The following is a 21,811-nucleotide window of genomic DNA, read 5'->3' on the forward strand; positions in this document are numbered from 1 at the left end:
CTCAAATCTTACTTATTTACTAAGTCGACCAAAACTTTGATCAAGCGGTCAGTTGCATCAGGAACACCAATTTTCTTAGAATTGTTTGACATTTCTTGTTGCAAATCGGTGTCGCTCATAATTTGATTGATTTCTTTGAACAGACTATCAGAAGTCAAATCCTTTTCTGGAATCATGACTGCAGCATTGACCTTAGCGACTGACAATGCATTCTTCGTCTGATGATCATGCGTTACGTAAGGACTAGGAATGAAAATTGCCGGAATTCCTAGTGCCGTTATTTCAGCAATACTAGTAGCACCACTACGACCAACGATCAGCTTAATATCAGGTAAAATTTCAGGCATATTATCAATATATGGTAATACCGAAACATTTGCACTATTTAGGTACTTGTCATCGATCAATTTAATAACGCCGTCATAATGTACTCGACCCGTTACGAACAGCACTTGGTAGTCGCTCTCAACAAATTTAGACATCGTTGCGATTGCAGCTTGATTAATTGGCTTAGCTCCTCTGGAACCACCAAAGATCATGACCGTATCTTTATTTGGCTCTAAACCAAACTCAGTTAAACGATCATTTTTTTGAATATTGACTACTTCTTGAGCTCTAGGGTTACCAGTAAAGACGATTTTTTTCTTCTCGTTGAATTGGTCCGCTGCTTCTGTAAAAGCAATCGCAATCTTATCGACAAATTTGGCTAAGAACTTATTAGTAACGCCGGCAATCGTATTTTGTTCATGAATCACTGTTGGTATGTGCATAGTGTGGGCTGCATAAACAATAGCACTAGAGACATAGCCACCAGTACCAACAACGATATCTGGTTTAAATTCTTTGATGATCTTACGAGATTTATGAATACTTGATAAGAACAATTTAACTGTCTTCAAATTATCAAGACTTAATTTACGTCTAAAACCTTGAATCTCAATTGTCTTAAAAGCAATGCCCGCGTTCTTAACAATTTTGCTTTCTAGGCCTTTTTCTGTCCCAACGTATAAAACATCCTCAATCATGTCACGTTCTTGTAGACGCTTAATTAAGGCCATTGCTGGGTAAATATGTCCTCCGGTACCACCACCAGAAACAATTATGCGCATCTTAGTCATCGTTAACTTCTCCCTTTAAAGTTTCGACCTCTTTAATAAATAGGTCACCACGTTCTTCAAAGGTGTGGAATTGATCCCAACTAGCTGCAGCTGGTGAAAGCAAGATGACATCTTCTGGGTCGCTTTGCTTGTATGCTTCAGGAACCGCTTCAGTCAAATTATTAACTTTAACAATGTTGCTTACGTCAGCTTTTTGAGCCGATTCGATCACTTTATCTGCAGTTTGACCATAAACTACCAAATTATTAACTTTTCCTTTCAATGATGGAATGAGTTCGTCGAATCCATTTCCACGATCCAGACCACCGGCAATCAAAGTGATTGGCTGTTTAAAGGCCGTCAAGGCGACGATAGTAGCTTCTACATTAGTTGCTTTGGAATCATTATAAAATTTATGTCCACCAAAAGTATCGACATATTGGATACGATGCTTAACACCTTTGAATGAAGATAGAACTTCAATAATATCTTCGTTACTTACATCATACAACTTAGCAACGCTAATAGCTGCCAAGGCATTCTGAACATTGTGTTCACCAGGAATCTTAATTTCATCGGTCTTCATAACTGCTTGGCCATTGCAATAAATGACATCATCCTTTACGAAGGCACCTTTATCTAAAGTCTGGTTGTCAGAAAATGGCAAAATTTGAGCATCGGATTGCTTAGCTAAATCACGCCATTCTTCTGTATTGTAATTAATTACGAAGTAATCATTCTTAGTTTGGTTCTTAGTAATGTGCATCTTAGCCTTAATGTAATTTGCACGAGTCTTATGAAAATCCAAATGAGTTGAATAGATGTTATTTAAAACTGCTACATGCGGATGTAATTCAATCGTTCCTTGCAGTTGAAAGCTTGAAAGCTCAGTCACAACGACATCCTTAGCTGTAGCCTTTTGAATGACATCAGAGATAGGAATACCGATGTTTCCAGCATAATAAGAATTTTCGAATTTTGGTGAGTGCTTGAGCATCAATTGAATCAAAGTTGTTACAGTAGTTTTACCATTAGTTCCAGTAACGCCAATCATTGTAGCATCGCTAAAGCTATAAGCAATTTCTGGTTCAGTAATAACTGGAATCATCAACTCCTCAGCTCTTTGAATCAACTCATTGGAATAGAAAATTCCGGGATTTTTTACCAAATAATCGTATGAATCATCAATTAAATCAGCACTATTAGTACCCGTGATCACATTGAATCCTTCATCGATCAAAGCTTTGGCTTCAGTGTTGCCTTCAAGGGGATTAGAATCGACAACGGTAACATCTGAACCCATCTTTTTCAATAATTTGGCTACGGCGTAACCACTCTTGGCTAAACCTAATACTAAGATCTTTTTATTTGAATAATTACTCTTTTTCATTGCTTAAACTACTTCCCTATACGAATAAAATTAAATAAATTGCAGAACAGATGGCTCCAAAAATCCAAAAAACAATATCGATTTTCCATTCACTCCAACCCATCATTTCAAAATGGTGGTGAATTGGCGTCATCTTGAAAATACGGCGATGGAACACTTTGAATGAAAAGACTTGTAGCATAACACTAGCGGTTTCAATTACATAAACCAAACCGATCAATAATAGTGACCAGTAACGGCCTAATAAAATTGAAATAGCTGCTAATCCAGCACCAAGAGCTAATGAACCAACATCACCCATAAAAATTTTGGCAGGCTTGTGGTTGTATAGCAAGAAAGCCAAAAGTGCACCAACGACTGAAAAACAGACGATAGCTAAATCTGGTTTGTTTTGGTTCAAAGAAATAATTCCGTAAGTGAAATAAGAAATTGTTCCTAAACCACCTAGTAAACCATCCAAACCATCAGTTAAGTTAGTGGCATTTGAAAAACCAACCAACCAAAATAGTGTGAACAATACGAAAATCACTACTGAATCGATCGACAAGATCCCAGGAATAGTGAAATTCATAGGTAATTGATCGTCGTTATAAACGTACAAGAAAATAATTCCTACGATTACTTGCAACAAAGCTTTTTGATAGGCACGTAAACCTAGGTTTCTCTTTTTGAAAACCTTGATGAAATCATCAATGAAACCAATACACCCGTATAACACGATGACAAACGTTGTAATCAATAGTGAGCGATCCAACTGGCCTTGCCAAAGTCCGACCCAAATATTGGTGATCAAAGTAGCTAAAATTACTAATAAACCACCCATAGTAGGCGTTCCGGACTTTTTAGCGTGCCATTTTGGACCTTCTTCACGAATCGATTGCCCTTCTTTATGTCTAATCAGATAGCCAATTAAAAATGGCATCAAAATTGCAACGATAGCAAACGAGCTAACTATATCGAAAATAATATGACTAATTTCCATGAAAATCCCCTTAATTATTTATTTTTCAATGTAACTATAATTTTACCACTGTCATTTATCACATGACCAGCCTCAACCGACTGTTTAACGACATATCCGTCGCCTTTGGTCGTGACTTGTTTACCAGTGATTTCAGCAAACTTCAAAACGTCATTCTTCGACCAACCATTAAGATCTGGCATCGTCATAGCGCCGTTAGTCAACAAGACCATTCTTTGACCCGGCATGACTTTTTGACCACTATCAGGCAATTGTTGGACAACTTTGTCACCAGTACCAATTACACCTGATTGCAATCCCAAATTCTTAATTTTATCCAAAGCTGAGTTCGTCGACTTGTCCAAAAGACTTGGTACACTCACATATTGACTGCCCACTTCTACTGAATCAGTCTGTGATTTTCCTTGGCTAACTAAACGTTTAACTAAAGGATTAAAGACTTCAGACAAGATTTTTTCAGCCGATTCGGTCATCTTTTGAGGTTGTCTCATCGTGACATAAACAATGTAATTAGGATCATTATATGGAATCATCCCGGCAACGGAGAAGATATAATTGTTTGAACCTGTTAAATATCCACCACTTGGTGAGGCGATTTGAGCAGTACCAGTTTTTACACCGACTTTTACTCCAGGTACATTATAAACTACCCCAGTTCCATAACTCTTCGTTACAACTTGGCGCATTGCCTTTTGAACTTTTTTAGCGGTACTTGCTTTGATTGGCTGCCCCACTACTTCACGCTTAAATTTCTTAGTTGTCTTACCAGTATCAGCATCAACAACTTTTTTAATGATTTGTGGCTTGATCATCTTGCCGCCATTAGCGATAGCTGAGAAAGCCTGTAACATTTGCATAGTATTAACGTTGACACTTTGACCAAATGAAGTCATCGCTTGATCACTAGTGTGCTCATAAGAAATACTACCTGAAACTTCCCCTGGTAAATCAACGCCAGTCTTTTGACCAATATGGAATTTCTTCATGTATTCCATCCAGGTCTCTGAGCCCATTTCTTGTTCCAGCTTGACCATTCCGACGTTAGAAGATCTAGTGAAGGCTTCTGATAGAGGAATGTATCCCCATCCAGCAGTATTCCAGTCACCAATTGTTCGACCACCGACTTCGACTGTACCTGATTGATAAAGTTGATTAGGATCATAATTTCCAGAATCTATCGAAGCTGACAAAGTCAAAATCTTCATGACTGATCCTGGTTCAAATTGATCTTCAACTAAAGTATCACGCCAGCTATTGCTGAGACCTTTACCAGTTGTAGGATTAAAGGTTGGGCGTTGTGTGGCCGCTTCAATCGCACCAGTTTTGGCATTCATTACTAAAATCTGTAGATTCTTTGGTTCATATTTTTCTTCAACAGTCTGTGCCAAAATTTCAGCATACTGTTGAATCTTACTATTTAATGTTAAATAAATATTCGATCCATCAGCAGATTTCTTTTCGACCATCTGTGAACCTGGTAATTCATTGCCATTTTTATCGACTTTAGTGATCTGCTTACCATTTTTACCAGATAAAACCTTATTGAAATACTTTTCGATTCCCATGACACCACTGATATTGCTGTTTTTATCGTTAGCATCGTCAGCTTTAGTGATACCGACTAAATTAGTCGCAAAGACACCATTAGGATAAGATCTCGAAGGTAATTCAATGAAATGAATCCCTGGTAATTTTTTGGCCGCAATCTTACGCTTTATTTCAATCGATAACCCACGACCAGATGGTCCAAACTCTACTTGGTACTGTTTTTTGCTTACCGGAGTCAAATACTTCTTAATCTGTTTCTTTGATAAAGATAAGTACTTACTCAAAACTTGGGCTGTCTTGTCCTTATCAACTACATAATCTGCCTTGCCATCAACTGTTTTTGATTTATGGTCTACAATCGCATAAATATTGTAAATAGTTGAATCTCCAGCAATCATATCCCCATTAACATCAAGGATATCGCCACGCTTGGCATTGACTTTTGTTACTCGTTCATATTTTTGTTTCGTCTTTTGCACCAAATTAACGCCGTCATATTGCTTACTCATTGAGATATAGGCGAATCTTTGGATAAAAAGGATAAAAGAAAAGGCAGTCGCAATCAAGATTACTATCCCAACAATATAATGATTGCGTCTTGCCTTATTTTTTAATAATTTTCTGAACTTACTCATTTTGAAATATTCCTTACATTGTTGTCACTCATTTTCAAATTATGCTTCTTTGCAAACGAAGAAAAGCGATCAAAACTAGTTAATTCAGAAATCTCTTGTCTTAAATTAACGTTACTGGTATTTGTTTTTGTAATCTGTGTAGTCAGACTATCTAATTTATTTTGAGAAGAAGTCATTGAAACTTTAATACTGACCAAGGTAACCATTAAGCCCAAGGTCAATAAAGCTAATGTCACGATTGAAAGGATCTCAAACTTTGACAAAGCAACGCTAGAAGTTTTAGGAGCAGACTGAACCTGCTCTTGTGGTTGTTGTTCAACTTGATATTCTTGTAAGTTTCTGGCAGTACTTTCTTCTCTCATATCATTATTTCTCCATTATATCTTTTCAACGACACGTAATTTTGCACTATGAGCCCGATTATTTTCAGACAATTCTTCTTCATTAGGCAAGATTGGTTTCCTAGTGATCTGTTTTAAGACAGGTTTGATGTCATCAGGAATGACAGGAAGCCCCCTTGGTAAATCAACATGGGAATTGTTTTTAAAAATATGTTTTACAATTCGGTCTTCTTTGGATTGAAAAGTTATAACGCTTATTCTGCCTTTTGGTGCTAACAAATCAATGGCTTGTTCAAGAGATCTCTCTAAAGAACCCAATTCATCATTAACGGCAATTCTAATCGCTTGAAAAACACGCTTAGCTGGATGACCACCGGTTCTTCTAGCTGCAGCAGGAATAGCATTCTTAATAATATCAGCCAATTCCAAGGTAGAAGTAATACGATGATTTTCTCTGGTACGTTCAATAGCACGAGCAATCTGTTTAGCAAATTTTTCGTCACTGTATTTGTAAAAAATACTTACTAACTCATTGAATGACCAATCATTAACGATCTTTTCAGCATCAAGATCTTGTCTTTGATCCATCCGCATATCTAAACGTGCTTCTTTTTTATAGCTAAAGCCTCTTTGGGCATCATCAAATTGGGGAGAAGAAACTCCCAAATCATAAACAATGCCGTCAACCTTCTCTATTCCAAGTTCGTTCAAACGTTCTTGCATATTTTCAAAATTATCACGTATTAAAGTTAGTGAATTATCACCAATAATGTTTGGATCATTTTGAATATTTTCACCGACCTCAATGGCAGCTTCATCACGATCAAAAACATAAAGATGACTATTGTGTACGCGACTCAATAATTCTTTAGTGTGTCCACCACGCCCAAAGGTTGCGTCAACGTAAATACCATTATCGTGTGGATTTATTTCATCAATAGTTTCTTTTAAAAGTACTGTTTTATGTTTATATACATTAGAAGTCAAAGTCTGTCATTTTCTCCGATATTTCCTCAAAATTATCTTCAGCCTCTTGGCTAAATTCGTTCCAACGCTCTGCATCCCAAATTTCAATTCGATCTGAAACTCCGACAATCACACAATCCTTTTCCAATTTAGCAAATTTGATTAAAGGTGCCGAAAGATTGATTCGACCCTGCTTATCAAATTCGACTTCTGCCGCAGCAGAATAAAAGAACCGCGTGAATGCTCTTGCGTCTTTTTTTGTTAAAGGCAACTTATCCAACTGAGCTTCGAGCTTTTCCCACTGCTCAATTGGATACCCAAAAAGGCAACCATCCATGCCTCGAGTAATTACAAACTTATCACCAAGTAGTTTTCTAAATTTGGCCGGGACAATAACTCGACCTTTAGTATCTAGTGTGTGATGAAATTCACCCATGAACACGGACAGTTCACCTCAATTCTTTAACACTTCCTAATTTACCACAATTCCCCACTTTTAACCACACGATATTTAAGAATTTCACAAGAAAAGTGAAAGCCATTACTATTTGTATGGTTCTAGCGGTGGGGTAATTTTTCAAATTGTAATGTTAGCGGTTGCAAACATTGCATAAAATGAGTTTGTGAAGTAGTATTTCACTATAGATTAATTTGGTGGTGGAATTATTGGACGATAAAAAACCTAAAAGCACTTTGACTAAAATTACACAAGTAGTCGTTTGGTTAATGATCTTAGTTACTATCGGCGGTGTAGTTTTAGGTGCATTGATGAGTTTCATTTAAAATAAAAAAAATCCTCGTGAGAATGTAATTTTTCTACATTCCCACGAGGATTTATTTTTTTCTAATTTTTAACCATAATCAAACGTTTGAAAATCTTATTCAACAAGACCGCTAAGACTAACAGCATAATCATATTAGCGATGAAACTACCACCATTAATGGCAAAAGAATAAATCCAAGGATTCATTCCCTTAGGAGCATATGAACCCCAGTAAATACCGCCAGCGATGAAGTGGAAGAAATATTTTGCAAAGAAACCAATAGCCGAATAGAAAATAATCAATCCTAAGGCATTGTTGCCCTGTTCAATCGAACGTTTTACTTGTACACTACCAAGTCCAATCAAACCAACTACACCAAAAGCAACTGGATATTCTACAAAACCTTGCAAAGGATTCAAAAAACCACCACTACTAAAACCACGAATAACCAAGTCTAAAATTCCCCAAACTAATCCAGCCATTAAGCCAGGTTTCAAACCACGGCGCAAAGCAAAGATCGACATCGGAATCAATCCGTAAGAAAATTCTACTGCAGAGACTCCTGTAGAATGAGGGATAAATGACAAGACCATCGCTAAAGCGGTAATCAAAGCCCCTTCGGTAATGACAACTAAATCATTGCCCGTACCTTTACTAACATTATTGATCATAAAAAAGAACTCCCTTCTGATTTTCGTCATCACAAGAGAGTTCGAGCTTCTGCTTGAACAACACTATCCCTACGCATGTATTAACATAACAGGTTTAAAGGGTCTGAACTTAATTCACTCTCAGCCGAATGGCTCCCCCTGTGTTGACTTATTCAATTTACAGAAAAATTGTACCATAGTCCCTATTTTCTTCCAAACACTCTGCCCCAAAAGCCAACTTTTTTTGTGTGAGTTGACAAATCAAGAGGAATGTTTTCACCAAGCATACGTCGAGCAATATTTTGATAGCTATGGCCCGCATCGCTTTGGTCATCAAAGACTACAGTTCTACCTGAATTAGAAGCTGAAATTACCTTATCTTCATCAATTACGATTCCTAATAGTGGAATCCCTAAATGGTTAACGATGTCATCGATTCTCATTGACGTACCATCATTGATCATATTTTTTCGAATCCGGTTAATAATTAAATGTGGCGTAATTGGCATGTTCATGTTTTCCAAAATACCGACAACACGATCGGCGTCACTAACAGAAGCGACTTCTGGATTAGTAACTACCAAAGCTCCATCTGCAATGGAAACGGCATTTTGAAAGCCATATTCAATTCCCGCTGGACAATCGATCATCACAAAATCGAAACGTTGTTTCAATTCATTGACGATATTGCCAACGGATTCTTTATCCAAAACATATTTATCAGCAAACTGCGAAGCTGCTAACAAATACAAATTATCTTCGAAACGTGGATCTCTGACTAAAGCTTGCGATACTACCACTCGATGCTGTGCCACATCAACAATGTCGTAAACGATTCGATTGGTTAGCCCCATGACCGCATCCAGGTTTCTTAGACCAATATCCAAATCAACCATGCAGACCTTTTTTCCAAGGCTTGCCAAGACAGTACTAACATTTGCTGTGGTAGTAGTCTTTCCAACTCCACCTTTTCCAGAAGTTACAACGATTGATATCCCCATAGTTAACCTGTCCTTTTTTAAACTAACGCTTATAATTTTTCAGATCATCAATGCTGATAGAATGCAAATCATCAATAAAGGCATACTTTTCAGCTTGAAAATCTTTTTTGTTATCATCAGTTACGATTTCAATCACATCAGCAATTCTCAGTTGATCAACATCTTTTAAATTGCCAAAGATCATTGCATTCGTATTGTCAGGAAATCCTGCATGAACGATTCCATTCACATCGCCAAGGATATAAATTGACCCGCTAGCTCTCACTTGAGCATCCCGATGCAAAGTGCCCAGAAAAATCAAATCACCTTCGTAATCGATTTTTTGTCCACTACGAATAATTCCCGATTCAACATTAGTCCGATTAGCTTTTAAAATATCGGCAACTTTCAAATTATCTTCAACATCAGCTTCGATATCTTTCAAAGTTAATTGTGGATATTCATCAAAGAAATCACGGATATCGTTTTTTTGATCTTCAGTTAGTAAACGACGTCCTGTTTTAACAGTAAAGTAAATAACATCATCATTTTCATTAGTTGATTTGGCATTTTGCTGGATAATCAAATCCTTCATTTCTTTTAAAGCAGCGCCATAATTAGCTTTGTCGTCAATAATGACCGAAAAGCCATTCTTATCACCTTTTAAAATGATGTCACTCATTTACTATCCCTCCGATATTTCACCATCCAACTCGACAAATTAGCCAAGGGAACGTAAAGAATAAAGAAAACTACTACGTTCCACAACAAAGTTGGACCCAATGTATACGTGATGAAATCTAATACATCAGTATTAGTTTGTTGCAATAAGCGTTCCAACAAATAAATACCTGATTGCAAGAATGTCAACGACAAGAAATAAATCGAAAGATCATATCCCATATTGTTTTTCAACAATAAGAATTTAAAATGATCAATTCCCACCATTAGAAGTGGCAATAAAATCGTATACAATCCAATTATTCCGTAATAATAAGAATCGTACAAAAGTCCAAAGACGACTCCTAAAATTATCAAATGTCTACGATCATCGATTCGCATCGTCAACATTACTATTAGCATCAACATCAACTGTGGCAAAACGTTAAATCCACCATGGTTCATATTATTCAAAAAGGCCCATTTCATTAAACCATCCAAGTAAAATGCTAATAATAGAAAAAATACTTGTCCGACTACTTTACGAGTTTTGATATTCATTACTTCTCACCGCTAACTGATGACTTGATTACTGTCACAACTGTGAAGTTACGCAATTCAGCAGCTGGAGTGATGTATACCGAGTTAGTCATACCGTAATTGTCTTTTTTGATTCCATAAACCTTACCGATGTATAACCCTCTTGGTGTCAAACCACCTAAACCGGAAGTAATAACGCTTTGGCCTTTTTTAATACTCTTCGTTGAAGTGACGTTTTCCATGACTAAATCACCAGTATCGCCATCGTAACGACTCACAACACCAGTAATGTTCTTATTGTCGCCGATGATTTCAGCAGCAAATTTGTCATTTAATTCATTATTGGTTGAAATCAATTCAACTTTTGAACTGACTTTATCGACTTCAATGATTCTACCAATCAAGTCTTTACCAGACATGACTGGCATATTCTTTTTAATACCACTTGTTTGACCACGATTGATCGTCAAGTAACTTTGCCAGCTACTTGGTGAACGTGACAAAACAGAAGCATTGACAGTGGAATAATCTGTCAAAGTACTATTGAGTTTTAATTCTTGTTTGAGTTGTTTATTTTCATCTTGAACTACTTCTAATTTAGCCTGATTTTGAGCCAATTCACCGATACGTGCTTTTAAACGTTTGTTCTCAGTGTAAGTGTTGTATAAATCAGAGAATTCTGAGGTAGCATTTTTCACAGCATTGGTTGGATAAGCAAAGACACCACCAACCACGCTGACAACATCATTACCGATCTGTTGAACTACTGGCGGCGTACTCTTCTTATCACGAATATTGACCGTCACCGCTAAAAGTCCAAAAGTTACGATAATAAGTATCATTAAGATAATCAATTTTTTATTTGAAAAGAACTTTTGCATTGCTTCCTCCTAGTAGATCAAATAAAAAAAACGGGATTAACCCGCTTATTTTTGGCGACGCATTACATCGATATTTTTAAGTGATTCACCAGTACCGATGGCCACACAATCTAGTGGGTCTTGAGCAATGAATACGGGAACTCCAGTTGCTTCAGATATCACTTCAGGTAAATGATGTAATAAAGCACCACCACCAGTAAGTACGATACCATGATCGATAACGTCGGCGGCAATCTCAGGAGATGTTTCCTCAAGAGTTTCTTTAATTGTTTCAATGATTTCTTCGACATTTTCGTGAATAGCTGTGGCAATATCTTCACCAGTCAATGAGACTGTCTTAGGTAGACCAGTTACCAAATCACGACCACGAATTTGCATTGATTCAAGTTCTTTTGACTTCTCGATTGAAGCAGAACCAACTTGAATCTTAACGTCTTCAGCAGTTCTTTCACCAATTTGTAGGTTGAAGTTTGACTTAATATATGCAGAAATTGATTCGTCAAACTTGTCACCAGCAACACGGATAGAACGTGATGAAACGATACCACCCAATGAAATAGTAGCAACATCAGTAGTACCACCACCAATATCAACAACCATATTACCAGTTGGATCCATAACAGGAAGACCTGCACCGATAGCAGCTGCAAATGGTTCTTCGATTACATAAGCTTCACGAGCCCCTGCATGTTGTGTTGCTTCAATAACAGCACGCTTTTCAACTTCTGTAACACCACTTGGAACACAAACCATAACTGATGGTTTTGAGTTGTTAGCAGTTTTTTCGATGAAGTACTTCATCATAGCTGCTGTTGTGTCATAGTCGGCAATTACACCGTCACGCATTGGACGAATTGCAGAAATACTACCCGGTGTACGACCAATCATTTCACGTGCGTCTGAACCGACGGCAACGATTTCTCCAGTGTTATTATTTTTTGCAACAACTGAAGGTTCATTTAAAACTATACCTTTTCCTTCAGCATAAACTAGAGTATTTGCAGTTCCCAAGTCTATACCGAGCTTCTTTGATCCAATACCAAACAATTTATTTTCTCTCCTTTAAAGTACACACCACATTTTACGCTAATCAAAATTATATCATAGAAAACGCCGAATGAAAGTACGACGAAATCATATCCTAAATTAAATTTAAAGACTTTAGACTAGAATATGTCTTTTTTGTAATAATTAAATGGTCTATTAAGTTTATTCCTATTAAATGGCAACATTTTTGTAGTCTCAAACTGAACTCTTGATCGTTTTGCGAAAACATCAACGAACCGTTCGGATGGTTATGAGCAATCAAAACTTGCGTTGCAGACATCCCAACCGCTTCGCGTAAAATATCCCGCGGATGGACCGTTGCTGAATCGACTGTACCAATAAAAATAATTTTCTCTGAGATCACGTGATAACTATTATTTAAATATATTGCTATTAGCTTTTCTTGTGGAGCACTCCCAATTTTCTTTATTAAATGTTGACCCATATCAGCAACCGAAACAGTTTCTTCTGATAAGGTATCAGCTTGATTTTTTCTTGATCCTAATTCTATTGCCGCAAGTACTTTACAAGCTTGCGCTACTCCTACTCCATTAAAAGACATTAATTGCTCTAAACTCAAGTTTAAACCATTGGATTCAGAAACTATTTTTCTAGCAAGTTTGGCTACAGGATATTCTTTAGTCCCATTTCCCAAAATCACGGCTAATAATTCTTCATCTTTTAATGTAGCGACACCATAGCTTAAAATTCTTTCTCTTAAATTTATCATCATAATTGAAAATTACGAAAAATAATTCTCCAAATCTGATACTAAATAAAATGATCCTGTAACTAACAACAATTGGTCATCAGTCAAGTGAGAAACAATTTTCTGTAATTCATCACGATAATTTTCAACAAAAGAAACATTCGAATATTGCGATAAGTTATAGTCCTCTTTCGTAGCAGAACGTGCCATATCAAGCTTTGTAATATAAATATGCTTAGATTTTGGCACCAATTCATCCAAAATATCGTGACGATCTTTATCCTTCATCCCTGCATATAAAACAATTATATCCTTATTTTCATAATTTATTGATAAAGAATTGATTAAATTGTAAATTGCTGAAATGTTATGGGCTCCGTCTAGCAAAATCAATGGTTTCTTCTGAACTACTTGAGCTCGACCAGGCAATTGATATTTATCAAGATTATCCCTGATCAAATCTGAATCCAGTTTTAAACCATGTAACTTCTGAAATTCTAGAAAAGCTTTTATCGCTATTGAAGCATTAATTGCGGTAGTTTTTTCAAAACCTAAGCAATTTAAGCCTTCTACTGATAGCTTATCATCATAATATATAAACGATAAAGAAAAATCATTATTTTTATACTTTTTTAGTGAAAAATTTTGTCCATAACTGAATAACGGACTATTTAATGTCTCGGCTTCTTTTTGAATGATGCCTCGAACTGATTCATGCAATTGTCCAGTAATGATTGGACGATTTGGCTTAATAATACCAGCCTTTTCCCGAGCAATGTCTTGTAAAGTTGGTCCAATCAATAACTCATGGTCTAAGTCAATTGAAGTAATAATTGAAAGCACCGGTGTAATAACATTAGTTTTATCATGTTTAGCACCGATTCCAGCCTCAATTACAGCTACATCAACACGACCACGGAAATAAAAATACCCCAAAATCGTTACAAATTCAAACTCAGCTAACGGAATTCCTGCAACTTTTTCTTTGATGTAATTAACTTCTTTAACTAATTCGTCGTTAGAAATATATTGATGATTGATTTGAATACGTTCATTGAATTCTTTAATAAAAGGCGACGTGAACATTCCTACACGCTTGCCACTAGCCTCTAGTAAATTTGCCAAAAAATTAGTAGTTGTACCCTTACCATTAGTCCCCGTGATATGAATCGTTTCATAACTGTCTTGAGGATTATCTAATCGGCTCAAAGCTTCTTTAATATTACCCAAATCATTCGTTCGTTTGAATTTAGGTAAACTATGAATAAATTTCAACGCTTCTTCGTAAGTTTCTAACAATATCTTTCTCCAATTTTTCTTAAATAAAAAGGGCTGGACTTTTGCCAACCCTCATCATTATATACTCAAATTTTATTTATTAGCTTGTAATTGTTGAATTCTTTGTTGTACTTTGGCTTGACGTGATTGATAATCAGCCAATTTTTCTTTTTGTTCAGCAACAACTTTTTCAGGAGCCTTTTGTACGAAGTTCTTGTTAGAAAGTTTCTTGTTGATACGTTCAATTTCTTTGTCAAGTTTAGCTATTTCTTCATTTTGACGAGCAATTTCATCATCAATGTTGATCAATTCAGCCAATGGAACGTACAATTCAGCACCATTAGTAACAGCAGTCATTGCTAGAGCTGGGGCTTCGATGTCAGTTGCAACTTTCAAGTCCTTTGGATGCATGAAGCGGTCGATGTATTCCTTGTTGTTCAAGACCACATCTTTAACCTTGTCGTCTTGAGGTTTGATCAAGATATCAACAGCTTTAGACATTGGGGCATTAGCTTCCAAACGGATCTTTCTTAGGGACTTGATCAAATCGATCAAAACATCCATTTGATTCATAGCATCAGCATCGTCAAATTCAGCATGATTTTCGGGATACTTAGCTTGCATGATTGACTTGCCGTTGTGAGGCATTGTTAGCCAAATCTTTTCAGTAACAAATGGCATGATTGGGTGCATCAATCTCAAAGTTTGATCCAAGACATAAGTCAAGATCATCTTCTTTTGTTTCTTAGCAGCTTCATCATCACCAGTTAGAGTAGCTTTACTCATTTCGATGTACCAGTCACAGAAATCGTTCCAAATAAAGTTGTAAAGATTACGACCAACTTCACCAAATTCAAAGTTGTCCATCAAACGATTAACTTCTTTAACAGTGTGGTTTAATTTGGCCAAGATCCACTTATCAGATAAGTCATAACTAGTTACCTGTGACAAATCGTCCATAGCTGGAGTGTCATCGTCAAGGTTCATGATAACGTAACGAGAAGCATTCCAGATTTTATTGATAAAGTTCCAAGCAGAGTCCATCTTGTCATAACTGAATCTTGTATCTTGTCCTGGAGTTGAACCATTCATCAAGAACCAACGCAAAGCATCGGCACCGTATTTTTGGATAACATCCATTGGATCGATACCATTGCCAAGTGATTTACTCATCTTGCGACCTTGTTCATCACGAATCAAACCGTGGATAACAACGTGGTCAAATGGTTTCTTACCTGTAAATTTCAAACTTTGGAAAATCATTCTTGAAACCCAGAAGAAAATAATATCGTAACCAGTAACTAAAGTATTAGTTGGGAAGTAACGCTTGAAGTCTTCTGCGTCAGTATCTGGCCAACCCATAGTTGAAAATGGCCATAGAGCACTTGAGAACCAAGTATCAAGCACGTCTTGTTCTTGATCCCAGTTTTCAATATCCTTAGGTGCTTCTTCACCAACGTAAGTTTCACCAGTCTTCTTGTTGTACCAAGCTGGGATTTGGTGTCCCCACCATAGTTGACGAGAAATAACCCAATCGTGAACATTTTCCATCCATTGTGTGAAGGTATCTTCAAAACGGTCAGGTACAAAGTTAACTTTGTCATCACCCTTTTGGTTCTTCAAAGCCATTTCTGCAAGTGGCTTCATCTTAACGAACCATTGTGTTGAAAGTCTTGGCTCAACTTGTACGCCAGAACGTTCTGAATGTCCAACACTGTGAACGTAAGGTTCAATATTGATCATGTAACCTTCATCTTGTAGGTCTTTTACGATAGCCTTTCTAGCTTCAAAACGATCCATGCCGTTGTATTTACCAGCATTTTCGTTCATTGTACCGTCAGCGTTCATTGTGTTGATACGTTTCAAGTCATGACGATTACCAACCGCAAAGTCGTTAGGGTCATGAGCTGGAGTGATTTTAACCATACCAGTACCAAATTCTTTATCAACGTAGTGGTCAGTAATAATTGGAATCTTACGGTCAACTAATGGCACGATGATTTCCTTACCGACGATATCCTTGTATCTGTCATCATCAGGAGCAACAGCTACGGCAACATCACCAAACATAGTTTCTGGACGTGTTGTAGCAATTTCAATGTAACCTGAACCATCGGCATATGGATACTTAACGTGGTAGAAAGCACCTTGATCGTCCTTGTGGATAACTTCGATATCTGACAAAGCTGTTTGTAGTTGTGGATCCCAGTTGATAATGTATTCGCCACGGTAGATCAAACCTTCGTTATACAACTTAACAAAGACCTTGCGAACAGCCTTTGACAAGCCTTCGTCCAAAGTAAATCTTTCACGTGAATAATCCAATGAAAGTCCTAATTTACCCCATTGTGATTTGATGATAGAAGCGAATTCATCTTTCCACTTCCAAACTTCATCAACGAACTTCTCACGACCTAGATCGTAACGAGAAATTCCTTGTTCACGTAATTTAGCCTCAACTTTAGCTTGAGTAGCAATTCCGGCGTGATCCATACCTGGTAGGTATAAAGTATCGAACCCTTGCATTCTCTTGTAACGAATCAAAGTATCTTGAATCGTTGTGTCCCAAGCGTGACCCAAGTGCAACTTACCAGTAACATTGGGTGGTGGGATAACGATTGAATAAGGTTTAGCTTTCTTATCTCCAGAAGGTTTGAAGACGTCTTCATCTAACCAAGTTTGATAACGACCTTCTTCGACTTCTTGAGGATTGTATTTTGTATCCATGTCGATTTCTCTCATGTTGTTTCCTCCATTTTTTTATTTATTCTGATATATTACTTAAAATGAGGATTATCCCCATATAACATTCTCTAACCGGCATAGCCAAAAGTCATGGAATACGGGCGCTATGCGCCCCCATAACACTCTCTAACCGGCATAGCCGGTAAGAGACTGTAAAAAAAGAGCACCCATCCCTAATAGGACGAATGCTCGCGGTACCACCTAAATTAAGAGTTTTCACTCTTCACTCAACAGATAACGGTGGCCCGATCATTTAATGATAGCTCACAGGCAACAATCAACTGATTCGATTCGGCAATTCTCAACAACATGCCTTCTCTGAAATCTCTTCAATCAACACTCCTGCTCAAAGCTGATATTCTGATAATAAAACATTCTTTATTAAACGTCAATTAATTTTATAGCAAACTGTTGATGTTTTCTTGATCACTTTCCATGAACTTGTTGCCATGTTCAACGGTTGTAATCTTGATACCATCCATTGCTCGTTGCAATAATCCGTCAATATCTAAGACGCTTTCAAAGTGACGTGTCTTTTCGATACTTGGACGTGTTTTTGGTGATGGTGGAGCAAAGACAGTACAGCAATCTTCGAATGGTTGAATTGAAAGATTAAATGTATCGATCTTTTCAGCTAAGCGAATAATTTCTGTCTTATCCATTGTTGCCACTGGACGCAAGATTGGTGTAGTTGTGACGTCATTGATAGCAGCCATACTTTCCAATGTTTGTGAAGCAACTTGACCAACGGCCTCACCGTTAAAAATTGCTAGACCGTGTTCTTTTTCACGAATCATATCAGTCAATCTCAACATGAAACGACGTTGAATCGTCATTAAGTAACCTTCTGGCACGCTGGACTTGATTGTCTCTTGAATTTCAGCAAAAGGTACTTCGATAAATTTGATATTGCCACCGAAGGCAGTCAATTTAGAAGTTAATTCTTTAGCTTTGTTCAAGGCTTGTTCGGAAGTGTATGGAGGACTGAAGAAGTGAACCATTTCAATGTCAACTCCACGCTTCATAGCAAGGTATCCAGCAACTGGAGAGTCAATTCCACCAGATAACATCAACATAGCTTTACCAGCAGTTCCAACAGGAAGACCACCAGCACCTTTAACTGTTAAGTATGATAAGTAAATTCCATCTTGACGAACTTCGACTGAAATCTTGATATCAGGATGTTTCATCTCAACGTCAATTTCTGGGAAAGCTTCACAAATAGCGTCCCCTAATTGCAAGTTGATTTGGTTAGTATCTAACTCATAAGTCTTATCAGCGCGTTTTGTTCCAACTTTGAAACTCATGCCTGGCTTATAAGCTTCGTGCATCATTTCAACGGCTTTTTTCTTCACATCTTCAAAATCACGTGAAACTTTAACACTGAGTGAGAAAGTTTGAATCCCAAAGACGTTCTTTAATTTTTCCATTACTGGCTTAGCATCGACACCGTTTAAATTGATGTGTAGACGGTCACGATGTGGTTGCATTCTAAGATCAGGGTAATCCTTCAAAACTTTAGCTACATTTCCGTGAAGACGGTCGATGAAGCTCTTACGGTTTTTACCCTTTGTTGATAGTTCACCGTAGCGAACCATAATTTCAGTATATTCCATGTATTTCTCCTAGTTCAAAATTTGGAAATGGTCATGAATTTCATCAAGATTCTTAATGAACTCATCCATTTCTTTTTCAGTATTGCTTTCGTCTAAACTAACACGTACAGCACTAGTTGCAACATTTTCTCTGACATTCATTGCCTTTAAAGTACCTGATTCCAAACCTTTTTTGGATGAACAAGCACTAGTCGTTGAAATATAAATATCACGGTCTTCAAACGTATGCACGATTGTTTCGCCACGAACGCCATCGATTGTAAAACAGATGATGTGTGGGGCAAAATTATCAGCAACTTGTGAAAAGACGTGAACATTGTCCATTGTCTTCAAGTGGGCAACTAATTTTTCTTTTAATTGTTCCATCTTGTCAGCTTTTTTAGCTTCATCTTCTTTTAATAGACGAATAGCCTTAGCCATACCAGCAATTGCCGGAGTATTCTCAGTACCACTACGAAGGTTTGACTCTTGACCGCCACCAGCCATTAGTGGTTCAAGTTGCTTACCTTCTTTCATATAGATAAAGCCAATTCCACGAGGTGCATGGAACTTGTGACCAGAGAAGGTATAGTAGTCAACTCTAGGATCCATGAATTTATCTTGAATATTCTTACCAATTGCTTGGACAGAATCAACGTGATAACTGATATTTGGATAGTCTTTTAATACATTAGCAATTTCATGGATTGGTTGAATTGCTCCAATTTCATTGTTGACTGCCATAGTTGAAACTAAGATAGTATCGTCACGAATAGCTTTTTTAAGGTCGTCAGCACTAATATGACCAGTTTTATCGACTGGTAAATAAGTTACTTCAAAACCTAATTCTTCAAGTTGATGCATCGTGTTCAAAACAGATGGATGCTCAATTTGTGTAGTAATGATGTGTTTACCAAATTCACGCTTCTTAAAAGCTGTACCTTTGATGATCCAATTGTTACCCTCAGTACCACCACTAGTAAAAACGACTTCATCTTGTTTGAAGCCCATTAATTTTGCGATTTGTTTACGAGATGTTTCTAATAATTCATAAGCTCTCAATCCCAACTTATGCAAACTAGAAGGATTCCCAAAATATTCTTCACTAGCAGCATTGTAAGTTTTTAGAACTGAATCATTAACTTTAGTTGTTGCACTATTATCAAAATATATCATTTTTGCCTCACCAAAATAAAAAGGCCTCAAGGGCCTAAATTTTTATCTATTATAATTTAACACACTTTTAGAAAAATTAAGAATTAATTGTCTCTTTTATCCGATCAACTGAACCAGATTCAACTTCTTCTAGCGCTTTTGAAATCACATCAACCGATTCTTGATAATTGTAATCATCGTCAAACAATGAACGAGCATGAGCCAATTCATCGCTGAATTCTTTGTTCTTAGTAGCATAACGGTTCGCATATTGAAGCAATTTTTCTGCCAATTGAACATTGTACTTTAATTTAGAAGTCTTTTCGACTAAATTGTTCAAATCTTCTTGTGTAATGATGACGGCCTTACTAATATCTTCCATATTAATTTGGTCAGCATCTAAATCGTCATATAACTTGTTAATTTCATCATAAACCATGTAGAAATAGTCGAGGTAATCATCAGGTAAACCGTTCAAACGTAATTGTTCGATCATTTTCTTTTGAATTTCTAAGCGTTTGGCATATTCGTCGACACTGTTCCGAGCAATCTGTTCACTGGTCAACATTTGATTGAGTTCATCATTGATATCTTTTTCATTAGTTTCAATCTCATCCAACTCTTTAACGATATCTTTAAAATCATTTCTAACTTGCGAGAAGATCACTTGCTTATCAGCGATACTTTGCACGTCACTGTCATACTCGCGACGAACTTCATTCAAGGTATCAAAATTGTTTTTAAAAGTATCCAAGGTCTTATCTGTTAAGATATAGCTCTCTTGCAACTTTTGAATCCTCTTATCCAAGCGATTGTGTTGGAAAACCGCATGATTGAGATAGTCCAAAACTGGTTTTTGTTCTTTTAAGACATCGCGTTTGCCGTCTATTTCTAAGGTCAAAGTCTCATATAGATCGTCGATTCTTTGCTTGATATCTTCATTATTAGTATTGACTGCATCGAAATTCAATTCACCAAGTTTTTCATTTGATTCTTCAATTTCTTTTTGAACTTCTTGAATCAAAGCGACAATATCATCATTAAACTTGAAATGTTGCTTGTCTAGCTTTTGAAAGACGAACTTGATTTCATCAACTTGACCTGGGAAAACTTCATTTAAATCATGAAATAATGGTTCAATAACCTTCAATTGATCCGTGATCAGGCCTAGCTTAATTTTAATATCGTCCAAAATTTGACTAGCTTCAATGTGGTCACCTTTAGAAGTCAATTGTTTCTCATTATCTAATAGGTTAGCAATTTCTGACAACTCATCCTCTAATTTATCAGTTGCTGGACCATAACTAAATGATTGCGTTAAAACTTGTTTGCGTAATGTTTGATATTTCTTTTGTAATTCTTCACTGTGAGTGGCGTTCAATTCATTACTCTTCAACAATTCGTCAAAGCCTTGTGAAATCTCAGCAATTTTTTTCTCAAACTGATCCAAACTAGTATTGACCTTCTTTAGATCTTGGTTAGCACCAAAAACTTTGAATTCAGTATTTTTATATTCAGCCCCACGCATTTGACGAAGAATATCTGAAAAAATCTCTTCCTCTTGCTTATGATATTCCACCTTTAATTGGTTGAAACGATCATCACTGGCACCAGATAACTTCATTTTAGTCAGTTTTTCGATTTTGCCTTCTAAGCGAGCTTCTTTTAAATAATCAGTTCTATCCTTGTATTTATTCAGCGTGGACGCGTTTTTCTTTTGTAAAAACCACATGTACCATAAGAAAAAAAGAACGATTAAAATTATTCCAATAATAATTACAAACACATTTACACCCCTAATGACGATTCAGTCTTATCTTTATGAAATTATAACAAATATTACTCCTA

General features: G+C 36.7%; 20 protein-coding genes and 1 riboswitch. Of the genes, 1 reads left to right on the forward strand and 19 read right to left on the reverse strand.

The features are described 5' to 3' along the window. Positions 1-8 precede the first annotated feature (8 nt). The 7 genes from murG to mraZ are packed head-to-tail and all read right to left on the reverse strand — an operon-like array spanning position 9 to position 7,401. On the reverse strand, positions 9-1,109 hold the full coding sequence (gene murG / locus LF20184_RS07980) for an undecaprenyldiphospho-muramoylpentapeptide beta-N-acetylglucosaminyltransferase (protein ID WP_029606540.1): 1,101 nt from the start codon (positions 1,107-1,109) through the stop codon (positions 9-11). A 1-nt stretch (position 1,110) separates the two neighbouring features. Then, complete coding sequence (gene murD / locus LF20184_RS07985) at positions 1,111-2,487, reverse strand: UDP-N-acetylmuramoyl-L-alanine--D-glutamate ligase (RefSeq protein ID WP_010020120.1); 1,377 nt, start codon at positions 2,485-2,487, stop codon at positions 1,111-1,113. Positions 2,488-2,503: 16 nt separating this feature from the next. Next, on the reverse strand, positions 2,504-3,469 hold the full coding sequence (gene mraY, locus LF20184_RS07990; RefSeq protein ID WP_010020121.1) for a phospho-N-acetylmuramoyl-pentapeptide-transferase: 966 nt from the start codon (positions 3,467-3,469) through the stop codon (positions 2,504-2,506). Positions 3,470-3,483: 14 nt separating this feature from the next. Next, positions 3,484-5,652: a penicillin-binding transpeptidase domain-containing protein gene (locus LF20184_RS07995; protein WP_010020122.1), complete on the reverse strand. Its 2,169-nt coding sequence runs from the start codon at positions 5,650-5,652 to the stop codon at positions 3,484-3,486. Beyond that, positions 5,649-6,014 (reverse strand): cell division protein FtsL, encoded by a 366-nt coding sequence (gene ftsL, locus LF20184_RS08000; protein WP_010020123.1) that lies wholly within the window; start codon positions 6,012-6,014, stop codon positions 5,649-5,651. The genes LF20184_RS07995 and ftsL overlap by 4 nt, the downstream gene beginning before the upstream one ends. Before the next feature lie 15 nt (positions 6,015-6,029). Continuing rightward, complete coding sequence (gene rsmH / locus LF20184_RS08005) at positions 6,030-6,980, reverse strand: 16S rRNA (cytosine(1402)-N(4))-methyltransferase RsmH (RefSeq protein ID WP_010020124.1); 951 nt, start codon at positions 6,978-6,980, stop codon at positions 6,030-6,032. After that, positions 6,970-7,401: a division/cell wall cluster transcriptional repressor MraZ gene (gene mraZ, locus LF20184_RS08010; RefSeq protein ID WP_010020125.1), complete on the reverse strand. Its 432-nt coding sequence runs from the start codon at positions 7,399-7,401 to the stop codon at positions 6,970-6,972. The genes rsmH and mraZ overlap by 11 nt, the downstream gene beginning before the upstream one ends. Before the next feature lie 215 nt (positions 7,402-7,616). Here mraZ and LF20184_RS08015 point away from each other — a divergent pair, with 215 nt between their 5' ends. Beyond that, a complete protein-coding gene (locus tag LF20184_RS08015; RefSeq protein WP_371874030.1) occupies positions 7,617-7,742 on the forward strand; it encodes a DUF4044 domain-containing protein in 126 nt (41 codons plus the stop codon). Positions 7,743-7,803: 61 nt separating this feature from the next. Here the strand turns inward: LF20184_RS08015 and thiT are convergent, their stop codons facing one another. The 12 genes from thiT to LF20184_RS08075 form a co-directional block, all read right to left on the reverse strand. After that, the gene (gene thiT, locus LF20184_RS08020; RefSeq protein WP_010020129.1) at positions 7,804-8,394 is read right to left on the reverse strand and encodes an energy-coupled thiamine transporter ThiT; all 591 of its coding nucleotides are present in this window, start codon (positions 8,392-8,394) and stop codon (positions 7,804-7,806) included. 48 nt (positions 8,395-8,442) lie between these two features. Next, a riboswitch (TPP riboswitch) is annotated at positions 8,443-8,543 on the reverse strand. 33 nt (positions 8,544-8,576) lie between these two features. Beyond that, positions 8,577-9,374: a septum site-determining protein MinD gene (minD, locus tag LF20184_RS08025; protein ID WP_010020130.1), complete on the reverse strand. Its 798-nt coding sequence runs from the start codon at positions 9,372-9,374 to the stop codon at positions 8,577-8,579. Between the two features lie 22 nt (positions 9,375-9,396). Continuing rightward, complete coding sequence (locus tag LF20184_RS08030; protein WP_010020131.1) at positions 9,397-10,035, reverse strand: septum site-determining protein MinC; 639 nt, start codon at positions 10,033-10,035, stop codon at positions 9,397-9,399. Next, complete coding sequence (gene mreD / locus LF20184_RS08035; protein WP_010020132.1) at positions 10,032-10,574, reverse strand: rod shape-determining protein MreD; 543 nt, start codon at positions 10,572-10,574, stop codon at positions 10,032-10,034. Before mreD ends, LF20184_RS08030 begins: the two co-directional genes overlap by 4 nt. Beyond that, positions 10,574-11,434 (reverse strand): rod shape-determining protein MreC, encoded by an 861-nt coding sequence (gene mreC, locus LF20184_RS08040; protein WP_010020134.1) that lies wholly within the window; start codon positions 11,432-11,434, stop codon positions 10,574-10,576. Before mreC ends, mreD begins: the two co-directional genes overlap by 1 nt. Positions 11,435-11,479: 45 nt before the next feature. Beyond that, positions 11,480-12,481 carry a rod shape-determining protein gene (locus LF20184_RS08045; protein WP_010020136.1) on the reverse strand — a complete coding sequence of 334 codons (1,002 nt, stop codon included), beginning with the start codon at positions 12,479-12,481 and terminating at the stop codon, positions 11,480-11,482. A 94-nt stretch (positions 12,482-12,575) separates the two neighbouring features. Then, positions 12,576-13,214: a RadC family protein gene (gene radC / locus LF20184_RS08050; protein WP_010020138.1), complete on the reverse strand. Its 639-nt coding sequence runs from the start codon at positions 13,212-13,214 to the stop codon at positions 12,576-12,578. Positions 13,215-13,223: 9 nt separating this feature from the next. Further along, entirely contained in the window at positions 13,224-14,489 is a 1,266-nt protein-coding gene (locus LF20184_RS08055; protein WP_010020140.1) for a bifunctional folylpolyglutamate synthase/dihydrofolate synthase, read from the reverse strand. A gap of 72 nt (positions 14,490-14,561) precedes the next feature. Then, positions 14,562-17,210, reverse strand: coding sequence for a valine--tRNA ligase (locus LF20184_RS08060; RefSeq protein ID WP_056945166.1), 2,649 nt, complete (start codon positions 17,208-17,210; stop codon positions 14,562-14,564). A 401-nt stretch (positions 17,211-17,611) separates the two neighbouring features. Continuing rightward, positions 17,612-18,829 (reverse strand): tRNA uracil 4-sulfurtransferase ThiI, encoded by a 1,218-nt coding sequence (gene thiI, locus LF20184_RS08065; protein ID WP_010020142.1) that lies wholly within the window; start codon positions 18,827-18,829, stop codon positions 17,612-17,614. A 9-nt stretch (positions 18,830-18,838) separates the two neighbouring features. Then, on the reverse strand, positions 18,839-19,984 hold the full coding sequence (locus tag LF20184_RS08070) for a cysteine desulfurase family protein (protein WP_010020143.1): 1,146 nt from the start codon (positions 19,982-19,984) through the stop codon (positions 18,839-18,841). Between the two features lie 76 nt (positions 19,985-20,060). Next, on the reverse strand, positions 20,061-21,749 hold the full coding sequence (locus tag LF20184_RS08075) for a septation ring formation regulator EzrA (protein WP_010020144.1): 1,689 nt from the start codon (positions 21,747-21,749) through the stop codon (positions 20,061-20,063). Between the last annotated feature and the right edge of the window lie 62 nt (positions 21,750-21,811).

The sequence above is a fragment of the Companilactobacillus farciminis KCTC 3681 = DSM 20184 genome, assembly GCF_002706745.1.
Classification (GTDB): domain Bacteria; phylum Bacillota; class Bacilli; order Lactobacillales; family Lactobacillaceae; genus Companilactobacillus; species Companilactobacillus farciminis.